This window comes from Pantoea sp. GW821-FHT03E06, assembly GCF_059420725.1.
On sequence record NZ_JBWKUG010000002.1, the window covers coordinates 554,535 to 566,394 of the forward strand.

The 11,860-nt window shown below is 51.0% G+C and carries 11 protein-coding genes; 8 read left to right on the top strand and 3 right to left on the bottom strand.

What is annotated here, in order from left to right; translation table 11 throughout:
- Position 1: 1 nt before the first annotated feature.
- The 7 genes from AC07WB_RS22050 to AC07WB_RS22080 all read left to right on the top strand — a co-directional run bounded on the left by AC07WB_RS22050 (position 2) and on the right by AC07WB_RS22080 (position 7,461).
- Positions 2-1,444: a M81 family metallopeptidase gene (locus AC07WB_RS22050; protein ID WP_494941345.1), complete on the top strand. Its 1,443-nt coding sequence runs from the start codon at positions 2-4 to the stop codon at positions 1,442-1,444.
- Positions 1,441-3,246, top strand: coding sequence for an ABC transporter ATP-binding protein (locus AC07WB_RS22055; RefSeq protein WP_494941346.1), 1,806 nt, complete (start codon positions 1,441-1,443; stop codon positions 3,244-3,246). Before AC07WB_RS22050 ends, AC07WB_RS22055 begins: the two co-directional genes overlap by 4 nt.
- Positions 3,247-3,333: 87 nt before the next feature.
- A complete protein-coding gene (locus AC07WB_RS22060) occupies positions 3,334-4,035 on the top strand; it encodes a DeoR family transcriptional regulator (protein WP_494941451.1) in 702 nt (233 codons plus the stop codon).
- A 254-nt stretch (positions 4,036-4,289) separates the two neighbouring features.
- Positions 4,290-4,937, top strand: a complete 648-nt coding sequence (locus AC07WB_RS22065) for an L-fuculose-phosphate aldolase (RefSeq protein ID WP_097098071.1) — start codon at positions 4,290-4,292, stop codon at positions 4,935-4,937.
- Positions 4,938-4,972: 35 nt separating this feature from the next.
- Entirely contained in the window at positions 4,973-5,419 is a 447-nt protein-coding gene (locus tag AC07WB_RS22070) for a PTS sugar transporter subunit IIA (RefSeq protein WP_494941347.1), read from the top strand.
- Between the two features lie 26 nt (positions 5,420-5,445).
- On the top strand, positions 5,446-5,706 hold the full coding sequence (locus tag AC07WB_RS22075; protein ID WP_097098073.1) for an HPr family phosphocarrier protein: 261 nt from the start codon (positions 5,446-5,448) through the stop codon (positions 5,704-5,706).
- A 144-nt stretch (positions 5,707-5,850) separates the two neighbouring features.
- On the top strand, positions 5,851-7,461 hold the full coding sequence (locus AC07WB_RS22080) for a PTS transporter subunit IIC (RefSeq protein WP_494941348.1): 1,611 nt from the start codon (positions 5,851-5,853) through the stop codon (positions 7,459-7,461).
- Positions 7,462-7,511: 50 nt separating this feature from the next.
- Here the strand turns inward: AC07WB_RS22080 and AC07WB_RS22085 are convergent, their stop codons facing one another.
- The 3 genes from AC07WB_RS22085 to AC07WB_RS22095 form a co-directional block, all read right to left on the bottom strand.
- Positions 7,512-8,522: a 4-hydroxythreonine-4-phosphate dehydrogenase PdxA gene (locus AC07WB_RS22085; protein WP_494941349.1), complete on the bottom strand. Its 1,011-nt coding sequence runs from the start codon at positions 8,520-8,522 to the stop codon at positions 7,512-7,514.
- 88 nt (positions 8,523-8,610) lie between these two features.
- Positions 8,611-9,906, bottom strand: a complete 1,296-nt coding sequence (locus AC07WB_RS22090) for an MFS transporter (protein WP_320204524.1) — start codon at positions 9,904-9,906, stop codon at positions 8,611-8,613.
- A 121-nt stretch (positions 9,907-10,027) separates the two neighbouring features.
- Positions 10,028-11,002, bottom strand: a complete 975-nt coding sequence (locus tag AC07WB_RS22095; protein WP_494941350.1) for a LysR family transcriptional regulator — start codon at positions 11,000-11,002, stop codon at positions 10,028-10,030.
- Positions 11,003-11,317: 315 nt separating this feature from the next.
- On the opposite strand from AC07WB_RS22095, the gene AC07WB_RS22100 reads away from it, so the two are divergent.
- Entirely contained in the window at positions 11,318-11,713 is a 396-nt protein-coding gene (locus AC07WB_RS22100; protein ID WP_494941351.1) for a RidA family protein, read from the top strand.
- Positions 11,714-11,860 lie beyond the last annotated feature (147 nt).

Sequence of the window (11,860 nt, forward strand, 5' to 3'; positions counted from 1 at the left end):
TATGCGCATTGCTTTTGGTGGAATTCATACTGAGTGCAGTACTTACAATCCGGTGCTGAATTACGCCGATGACTTCCGCATCGTGCGTGGTGATGAACTGACGACCAATCCTTACTTTGCCTTTCTGCAGGATTATCCCGCTGAGTTCCTGCCCACATTCCACGCGCGGGCCATTGCCGGCGGCCCCGTCGCACGTATGACCTACGAGGATTTTAAGCAGGATTTTCTGACACGCCTTGCAGCTTACCTGCCGGTCGACGGTGTCTACCTGGCCATGCACGGCGCGGTCTACGTTGAAGGTATGGAAGACGCCGAAGGCGACTGGATCAGCGCCACCCGCGAGTTGGTGGGGCCTGATTGCCCTATTACGGTAAGTTACGATCTACACGGCAACGTCACGCAGCGCATCATCGATGCAATTGATATGTTCTCAACCTACCGCACCGCGCCGCACATTGATGTGGAAGAGACCATGCGCCGCTCGGTGACGATGCTGGTTAAAAGCCTGCAAACCGGCATAAAACCGGGCGTGGTATGGGCGCCGATCCCTGTCGTTTTGCCTGGTGAACGTACCAGCACTGAAGATGAACCGGCTAAAAGTTTGTATGCCCGCTTGCCTGCCATCAATGAGATAGAGGGCATCTGGGATGCTTCGCTGATGGTCGGCTACGTGTGGGCCGATGAACCGCGCGCGACGGCTGCGGCGATCATGACGGGCACCGATGCCGATGTGCTGGCTGAGCAGGCTGCAAACCTGGCACTGGCCTACTGGCAGGCGCGCGATGAATTTCGCTTTGGCTGCGTCACCGGCAGCATTACAGAATGTGTCTCCATGGCTATCGCCAGCGAAACCGCGCCGGTGATTTTGGCCGATTCTGGGGATAACCCCACCGGCGGCGGCGTAGGGGATCGTGCGGATGTGTTAGCCGAACTGATTCGTCAAAATGCGCAGGATGTCATCGTGGCCGGTATTACGGATAAACCGGCTACCGAAGCCGCATTTGCCGCTGGCGAGGGCGCTACGCTGCATCTCACTGTGGGCGCCTCACTCGATCCGGCGGGAGGTAAAGTGCAGGCCGAATTTGTGGTGAAGCATCTCAGCGACGACGCCCGCTCCCTGGCAAAACAAGCATTGCTGCAAACCGGCGGTATTACGCTGGTCGTGGCCGATCGGCGTCGTCCGTATCACAATCTGGCGGATTTTGCTCTGCTTGGCCTCGATCCGGCAGCAGCCAAAATCCTCGTGGTGAAATCAGGTTATCTGTCGCCGGAACTCGCGCCGCTGGCCAATCCTAATCTGATGGCGCTGTCGGAAGGCGTGGTCGATCAATATGTGGAACGTTTAACTCGCAAGCGCAAATTGCAGCCTGCTTACCCCTTTGATACCGACTTTTCTTTCATGCCGGTAAGCCGCCTGTCAGCGCGCTTTTTGGCGGCAAAATGAGCGAGCCAATAACCGTGGTTGAACCGGTTCTGCGGATTGAAAATCTGACGGTGGCTTTTCGTCGCGACGATGGGTGGCGCGAGGTTGTCAAAAACCTGTCGTTAACCGTCCATGCAGGTGAGACGCTCGCGATTGTTGGAGAATCAGGCTCGGGCAAAAGCGTCACCTCAATGGCGATTATGCGTTTGCTCAACCTGCGGCACGCGCGAGTCAGCGGCAAAGTGATGTTAAACGGCATCGATCTGCTGAAATTAAGCGAATCCGCCATGCGTGATATTCGTGGCAATGCGGTGGCAATGATTTTTCAGGAGCCGATGACCAGCCTCAATCCCTCCTTTACCATTGGCGATCAAATTGCAGAGGCGCTGATCAATCATCGCAAAATCAGTAAACGTGCCGCACGTGAGGAGACAATACGGCTATTGGAAAAAGTACGTATACCCAATGCCAGTAAACGCTTCAATGATTATCCCCACCATTTTTCCGGTGGAATGCGTCAACGTGTGATGATCGCCATGGCTCTGGCACTGCGGCCCAAACTGTTGATTGCCGACGAACCCACCACGGCGCTAGATGTGACGATTCAGGGGCAAATTCTTGATCTGATTAAGACATTGCAGGAAGAGGAAGGCACCGCAGTTTTGTTCATCACGCATGATATGGGCGTGGTGGCGGAAGTCGCCGATCGCACGTTAGTCATGTATCAAGGTGACGTTGTAGAAACCGGCACGACCACAGCGATTTTCGCCGCGCCTGCCGCCGATTATACGCGCACGCTCATTGCCACCGTGCCGCAGCTTGGTGCGATGCGGGGCAGTCTTGGGCCGCGCAAGTTCGCCTTAAACTCCGAAAAGGAACCCGATGAATCGGTAACCAGGTCTGCGCCGGTTAAGCCGCTGCTGTCGGTGAAGCATCTCAGCACGCGCTTTACTATCCATGAAGGCGTGTTTAGCCGCAAAACCGGGGCGGTTCACGCGGTGGAAAATATCTCGTTTGATTTGATGCCGGGTGAAACCTTATCGCTGGTGGGTGAGTCTGGCTGTGGAAAATCAACCACCGGACGTTCGCTGACACGCCTGGTCACGCCCACGGCCGGTGAAATTGCCTTTGATGGGTACGATGTGCTGAATCTTTCTGCCAATGAGTTGCGTAATTTGCGTCGCGTCATGCAGATGATTTTTCAGGATCCGTTCGCCAGCCTTAATCCGCGTATGTCGGTGCAGGAAGCGCTAACCGAACCGTTTTTACAGCATCGGCTCGGGTCTAAAACCGAAGCGCGCGAGAAAGCTGCATCGCTGATGGAGCGAGTCGGCTTATCTGCCAGCATGTTAACGCGCTATCCGCACGAATTTTCCGGCGGCCAGCGTCAGCGCATCTGCATCGCGCGCGCGTTGATGCTCGACCCCAAAATGATTATTGCGGATGAATCCGTGTCCGCGCTGGATGTCACCGTAAAAGCGCAAATCATCAATCTGCTGCTGGATCTGCAGCAAAGTCTGGGCTTGTCGTACCTGTTTATTTCCCATGATATGGCAGTAGTCGAACGTATTAGCCATCGGGTGGCGGTGATGTTATTAGGGGAAATCGTCGAAATAGGCCCGCGGGCAGCCATTTTCGAAAACCCTCAGCATGAGTACACGCGCAAGCTGCTGTCTTCAGTGCCGATCCCCGATCCGACGCGGCGTCATTTGAAGCGGCAGGTGGAGATCGGTGAGTTAAAAAGCCCAGTGCGGGCAGTGGGATTTGTTCCTGAAACGCGTCGCTATCGTGAAGTCAGTGCCGGGCACTGGGTGATGGAATGAAGGTGATTGATATCCCAGCATTAGCATGTATATAGCCGCCCAACTTCAGGTATAGTTCTGTCTCTGTTTTTTTAGGTACAGACGGTGATGAAACAGCAGCGGCAGTGCGCAATTCTGGATATTATCGCTGGCCAGCACTCATTGGCCACCAACGACTTAGCCGCGATGCTAGACGTTAGCATCGAAACGGTACGACGCGATATTCGTGAACTGCACCAGCAGGGCAAAATCATTCGTCAGCATGGCAAGATTAAAGCCTTAGCGGATGATAACAGTGATAACGGACTCTCCTTCGTTGATCGTTTCCGCCGTCACGCCCGAAATAAGAAAGACGTGGTTTCACAAGTGCTATCGCAAATTAAGCCCAACATGTGTATTGCTCTAGATGCCAGCAGCACCTGTTGGTATTTATCTAAGCAGCTCCCCAATATTCCGCTTACCGTCATTACAAATAGTTTTAGAATTTGTTGCGAACTCGAAAAGAAAGACCATGTTACCATTATCTCCACGGGCGGAACGTTGATCAGGAAGTATTCGAGCTTTTTTATGAGCAGCGATGCCCTGCCCGCGATTAAATCGAAGAAAATCGATCTGTTTATTTTTTCCTGCGACAGCATTGATAAGATGGGAAACATCTGGGATACCAATAATGGCAACGCTAAGTTTAAAAAATTCGCTTTCAACCTGGCTAGCAATAAGATTTTGCTCATCTATAAGAGCAAAATAGGTTCGCGTGGTGAGTTGAATCTCTTCAACCTCAGCCAGGTCACATCCGTTTTTTACAGTTAACCCCGGTATAACGCTAACGCCCAACTAATCCCCTCCCCATTATTTCACTTTTTATATGCAGTACTTCTACCTTCATAAATGCCCGTTTGATTAAGAAATTTATCAAAAGGGCAAAGAGAAATGTGAGCGCGCCCAGAAAAATTCGCGCATTGTACGCCGAATATATGATTGCCATCACAAGCTGATTTCAATCCTGTGTTGGTGCTCAATGCTGACATTTATAAAAATGAGGAAATTTACCTAAGGAGAAGAAAATGAGCAGAGCACAAATAAGTCAGGACATTATTAATACCTGTCTAAAGATGAGTGCTATGGGCCTGAATCAGGGAACCTCTGGGAATATCAGCGTACGTTTTGAAAATGGTATGCTGATTACCCCGACCAGCGTGCCATATGAAGATCTGCGCCCGGACGATATCGTTTATGTCGATATGAACGGCGCGGCAGAACCCGGTAAAAATCCCTCTTCCGAGTGGCGCTTTCACCTGGATATCCTCAAGTCAAAACCTGAAGAAAATGTCGTGCTGCATAACCACGCCATTTCTGCCACGGCGGTTGCCGTAATGAATAAAGAAATCCCCGCCATTCACTACATGGTGGCAGCCGCCGGCGGCAATGTCATTCCCTGTGCGCCTTATGCCACCTATGGTACCCAGCAATTATCGGAATATGCGGTTAACGCCTTACAGGGTTATAAAGCCACGCTATTACAGCATCACGGTATGATCACCACGGCGAAGACGCTGGAAAAAGCGCTGTGGCTGGCACAGGAAGTCGAAGTATTGGCAAAACTGTATTTGACTATTTTACCCATTATGGATCCCGCGCCAATATTGTCCGATGCACAGATTGACGAGGTGTTGATCAAATTCCACGGCTATGGATTAAGCGATACGCATTAACTCTTTTTCAATCCAACTTAATATTAGGATGAATGATGAAATTAGGTGCCAAAATTGTCGCGGATAATTTATTCGTTACACAACATGTCGCTACTGATTGGCAAGACGCAGTTCAGGTCGGTTGCGCATTACTCGAAGAGCAAGGTTACATCACCGCAGATTATTATCAGGGCATTTTAAATAGCGTGGCAGAGCATGGCCCTTACTTTGTAATTCTACCCGGTATTGCTATGCCACACGCCAGACCTGAGGCAGGTGCGATCAAAACCGGCTGTAGCCTGGTTATTCTCAAAGAACCGGTTGTCTTTGGTCATGAGGATCATGACCCGGTCAGCATTCTTTTCACCATGGCAGCTAAAAATAACGAAGAACTCAATGAAGGCATCCTCATGGAAATTATGACGCTGCTGGATGATGACCACCTTATTGAGCAATTGAAGCATGCTAGAGATGGGGAACAGGTACGTGACCTACTTTCCTGATAATAACGTGGCTAAAGGAGAGAGCGATGAAATCAATTGAAATCGTGATCACGAACCCGACAGGACTGCATACCCGACCCGGCGCGAGTTTTGTCAAAGAAGCAAAACGTTTCCAGTCAGAAATCCTGGTAAAAAAAGGCGATAAAATTGCCAATGGAAAAAGCTTAATGAAACTCCTGCAGGTAGGGATTTCTTATCAGGATAAAATATCTATTAGCGCTGAGGGCCCTGATGAAGAGGCGGCACTTAGCGCACTGAGCACCTTTATTTCTTCATTAGAAGATTGAGTCGTCAACACCAGGGTCTTCGGTCGTCATAATTAGCGGCTTAACAATAAGCCAGGCATATCTTAGGGTGCGTAGTTATGCGCACCTGCACGATTAACCTTCACGCTTTATAATAATAGAGGTTGCAATATGGTTGCTCTTATAATGCGTTACATTGATAACTTTCTCTCTTATGGCGCAACCATCGTTGTGCCGATATTAATCTTGTTTGTGGCATTATTTTTTCGGGTAAAATTGCTGGATGCCATCAAAAGCGCCATTGCCATCTCAGTGGGTTTTATTGGTATCAATCTGATGATTGGTTTTATGGTGACCAATCTGGGTGCGGCGACCAAATTGATGACCGAACGTTTTGATATCCATTTAACCGTGTTGGATACCGGATGGTCGGTCGGCGCGGCGATTTCTTATGCCACACCGCTGGTACTTTGGGTATTTGTACTGCACTTTTTGATTAATGGCATCATGCTTTGGCGTAACTGGACCAACGTGCTGAACGTTGATTTGTGGAATTACTGGCACTTCATCTTCACCGGCGCGCTGGTGTATTACTCAACCGGTTCAATCTTCTTAAGCATATTGGCTATAGCCATCAGTATTATCGTCGTGCTGAAATTAGCGGACTGGGGTGCACCGATTGTCGAGAAGTATTTCCAGATGCCTGGCGTCACTTTCGCCCATCTGGAAACCATCAACTGGCTGCCTGTGGGTTACGGTTTGAATAAGCTGTGGAGCATCATTCCGGGCATTAATAAAATTGGCGAACGGAGCAGCGATTCTGCTGACGTGGCTCTGCATCAAACGACAGCTAAATGTTTGGTATGCTGCCCTTCCGGGGTCGCCACGTCTTCAATGATCATTAAAAAGGTACAGAAGCACTTTAATGACCTGAATATTCAGCTTGAGATTTCGCAATGCAAGCTGGCGGAAGTCGAACAGTACGCTCAATCGGTTAAGCCCGACTTTGTGATCCACTCAGCCGCTTTACCGCCGGGAACGCATCTGGATTGTCCGTCATTTTTGGGCGTGAAAATTCTCGCCGGCGCTGCAGGCAACGAAATTTACGACCAGATTATGGAAACCGTCTTTCACGCGCATCAGCCGGATGACACATCCCAGAGCACGAATGATAATAGGATTGGTGTGCTCTATAAAATCATTGGCGACCCCGGAATTCTTGGCTTACTGATCGGATTAGGCATTGGCTTATTAGCCGGCTATGACATCAAAGGCACCTTAATTCTGATGACTCAGCTGGCAGCCGTGATGATTCTTTTGCCGATGATGACGCGAAAACTCATGGAAGGTTTATCGGCTATTTCGATTGGTGCTCAGAGCTATATGTCGAAGAAGTTCCCGGGAAGAAAAGTCTATATTGGACTCGACGGCGCAATTGCGCTGGGCCATCCCAAAATACTTTCCGTGGGTATTTTAATGGTGCCGTTAACGCTGTTTATTGCTGCAATACTGCCCGGCAATAAGATTCTGCCCTTCGCTGATTTACCCGTTATCCCGATCTTCCTCACCTGGGTAATTATTCCCTGTGCCGGCAATTTGTTCCGCTCGCTGCTCTCATCCATTGTGGTGGTCTGCTGCATTCTTTGGATTGGTACAGCCATGGCACCGTTAATTACTCAGGTAGCACATAATATCGGCTTTAATATTCCACCCGGCGCCAGCGAGATTTCGTCGCTGGATCAGGGATCGCATGTTCTTTCGTTCTTGCTCTGGAAGTTCTTTAGCCTGTTCCATTAATCGTCATGATGCCAGGTGTGCAAGAGTGCGCACCTGGCTGGTCAGTAAAATCAGGCGCGCTTCTGCCGATGACTGATTCCCATGCGGCACGCGAGGTCAAAGGCATTGGCCATCGCCGTGGTTTTTGCCACGCCTTTGCCGACAATTTCATAGGCCGTGCCGTGTGCTGGCGTGGTCACTGGAATCGGCAACCCGCCCTGTACGGTAACGCCAATATCAAAGCCCATCATCTTGGTGGCGATTTGTCCCTGGTCGTGATACATCGAAACAATTCCATCAAACTGACCGTCTCTGGCGCGCAGGAAAATCGTGTCTGCCGGGAATGGACCTTCGGCAGGATAGCCCTGAGTTGCAGCCAGTTCAATGCCTGGCGTGATGATTCTGCCCTCTTCATCACCGTAATTGCCGTTATCACCATTATGGGGATTTAAGCCACAGACCCCGATTTTTGGCTGCGCGACACCGGCGTCTTTTAGCGCCTGCGTCAGCATGCCAATTGCTATGGCAACTTTTTCTGCAGTTAGCTGGCTCGAAACCGCCGACAACGGGATGTGTGAGGTGACGCGCGCGGTCCAGAGCTTATCCAGAACGTTGAATTCACCGCAAACGCCTTGGTAATTGAGCTCATTTGCCAGCCAACGCATTTCATCCTCTTGCTGCATTCCGCCCAGGCGCATGGCGCCTTTGTTCAGAGGACCAAAGCACAGCGCATCGGCCTGCCCAGATGCAACCATCTCAACGCCTATTTTCAGCGATTCGAGGATAAATACGCCGTTATCTTCACTCACTTGCGCCGGCGCAATGTGGCGGTGTAAGCCAGGCCACTGCGGAATTGATAGCCAATCAGTGGCGGTGGGTAATGCCACGCCTTTACTGCGTGCCGCCGCTTCAAGCGCGGGCATATTCGCGATCAACGTTACATTCGCTTTGCGTGCCGTTTGCGGATCCGCTAGCAGTGTGACAATAACCTCGGGACCAATGCCCGCGGCATCGCCTACAGCGAGCACAATATGGGGTTTATCGGTTTCGGCGAAGGTTTGACGCAAAGTTTCATTTGTCATGGCAAATTGCTCCTCAATTTTATAACGGGCAGAGGCAAGCCTCTGCCGAAGAAAGTGGCATAGGGAATGACGGAATAAGCGCTAAAAGTTAGCCCAGCAGCGATTGTGTCTCTGCGGGTTTATGTTGTGAGATGTCCTCAACCGAGATGTCCGGACGGATCCATTGGGTAAAAATAATGCCAAGGATCAGGAAGCCAATCGCACCCGCAAAAGGCAGCGTCCAGCTTCCGGTCATATCGATCATCAGACCGAAAATAATCGGGGAAATAATGGTCGCCATTGCGGCACCGAAGTTGAGCATGCCACTGGCAGTTCCTGCCGTTTTTGGCGCAACGTCCATCGGAACGGCCCATATCGGCCCAATGGTTAACTCCAGGAAGAAAAATGCAGCACTCAGGCACAGCGCGATAGTGATGACGTTATGACTGATCAGCACCGGGATAAAGAAAATGAGCCCGCCCAGTAAACTGATGGTGATCACGCCCTGACGGGCCAGCGCCAGACGACCGGTGCGCTTCAAGATGAAGTCGCTGATCACGCCGCCGGTTAAATCGCCCAGCACACCGGCAAAGAACACCCCGGATGAATAGAGCGCTGAGCTTTTGATATCGAGATTTAACGACTGCATAAAGAAGATCGGCATCCAGCTGAAAAACAGCGTATTAGACCAAACCATGCAGAAGTAAACCGCGATCGTCGCGCGCATGCGACGCAGGATGGTCCACCATGAGTGTGGCAGCGAGTCGCCTCCCTCCTGAACGTTTTCCCGACGCGGCAGCAAGGCTAATTCCGCGTCTGAAACACCGGGGTGCTCTTCGGGTGTCTCTTTGAAGTAGACCAGCCACACCACCAGCCACAACGCTGACAGAATGCCCACCGCGATGAAAGCCGCGCGCCATGAATGCCATGCAATCAAAATGGCCACCAGCGGAGGTGCTACAGCGTTACCAAGGCGCGAGAACGAGTGAGTCAGCCCTTGAGCCATACCTCGTTTAGGTTTTGGTACCCAGTTGGTAATCGCTCTTGCCTGCGCCGGAAGCGCAGCACCCTCGCCAATACCCAGCAAAAGGCGTGCTAAGCACAATGAAACCAGCCCACCGATCAGGCCGGTGCATACGGTCGCTACGGCCCAGATGATACCGCAGACGATAATGGTGCGACGTGCGCCGAAGCGATCCGCCACCCAGCCACCGACCAGTTGAAAAATAGCGTAGGTGTAGCCAAATGCTGAAAAAGCGATACCGAGTTCAGTATTGGTTAGCCCCAGTTCCGCTTTAAGCGGTCCTGCAGCGGCGGCCAGGTTAACGCGATCCAGATAAAGGATAAATGACATGGCACAGAAGATAATCAGCATATTTCTGCTGATGTGGGACTGAGTTTTCAAAATTGCCTCCTGCTTTTATGTAATTGGGGCAGTCGTTGTAGGGTATGTCGCCCTGTCAACTATGCTGCAATCAATTACGCGGAAGCTATTAACAATTTGGATATACAGCGTTAACAATATGTCAATGCGTGGCTTCGCTGACCTGACTCAGTAGCGTAAGAATACTCTCCGTCGCCATTGACAGAGCTTCATGCGCCTGATGGCACAACACAAACTGACGCTCAGCCAGTGGATCGTGCAGCGATAAATGTGCAAATTCAGAAGTGGAGATAATTTGACGAGCCACGCTTTCAGGCATGAGTCCAATGCCAATCCCGCAGGAAATCATCGCCGCCATGCTATCGAAGCTGCCAACGCGAATGCGCATCTTCAGCGGCTTATCCAGCCGGCGCGCCAATTGGGTGAGCATAATCGAGATGGAAGCGCCTTCGGTCAGCCCAATCAGATCGTGCTGCAACAGTTCGTTCGCCGTTAACAACTGTTTGCTGGCAACCCACTCGGCCAGCGGATGGTCAATTGGCGTGACGACGCAAAGACGATCGTGGCGATACGGGATCAGCGGCAGCGAAGCATGGCTGACGGACTGCTCATAGATGCCAATATCCGCCACGCCCCGCTGCACTGCCTGAATCACGCTTTCGCTATTCATCTCATGCAGATCAATATGAATATTGGGATAGAGCTGATGGCTTCTGCGCAGATCGTCGGTGAGAAATTGCAATACTGCCGAGGTGCAGGCAGCAATGCGCACCACACCGCGATTGCCTTGCAGAAAGGCTTGCATGTCATCCTGCATCCGTTCGGCGGCGTGCAAAATAGAGCGTGCATGCGCTAAAATCGCGCGGCCCGCATCGTTCAACGCCATGCCATGCGGCAAGCGGACAAACAGCGGCATGCCGAGTTGCTCTTCCAGCTCGCGAATACGTCGCGAGGCGGCAGCAGGCACTAGGTGCAGCTGTGCGGCGGCGTGTGTGATGCCGCCAAGCTCCGCCGTGGCAACAAACACTCTTAACGTCACCAAATCAAAGCGTATGCCTGGGGCTATCCGATAGGCGTTACGCTCTTCGGACGCATGCGAAGCCAGATTTTTGCCCATAGTCTTAGCCCTGATAATCAATGTCTGAAGGGAAGGTTATGCCGGCGCCGACTTCGTGCGCGGTCGTTGTTCTGGCGGCATGCTCATGTCGCTGACGCCAGCTCGTGACTTTAACACTGACGCGAAAAGTGACGGCCGGTGCATGTTAATAAATGTGATTTGGATGCCATATAATCGGCAAAATGTTAATTTTTAACACAGCGAACGCTGATAAGCGGAAACACTCCCCTGTTAAAGTCAATGAATGTGACAGGTTCACATAATCGCGAGCCACTAAAAAAACTTTTTTATTAATTTCAATGGATTAAAAATATTATGAGCGACAGAAAATTCATTATCCCCGCTGCAATGCAAGCACTCTCAGCGCGCACAGGCTATGTCCCTGGCGTACTGGTGGGTAACACACTTTATTGTGCCGGACAGGTTGGCCGCACCCCCGAGCTTGAGATTATCACCGATCCGGAACAGCAGTTTATTGCCTGCTGGCGCAATCTGGAATTAGTGTTGAACGAAGCGGGTTGTGGTTTTGATGACGTGGTTGAAATGACCACTTATCATATTGATATGGCCAAGCATATGGCGGTTTTTCGCCATGTGAAGGACAAGATCTTTCCGCGCGGTCGTAGCGCGTGGACTTGTATTGGCGTAGCAAGTTTGGCGCATCCCGGGCTGCTGGTTGAAATAAAGTGTATTGCCATACGACGTCCGTAAAAAATAACCGCTGCTTTAATATCAATCTATTCAAGGATGAATAGCGTCATAACTCCCCTTATCCGTTAGTTTCGGCTTTTCCTAAACTCTCTATCTCGGTCGACAATTTCTGCACCTACCGTCAATAACTTTCACTAAAGATTCATT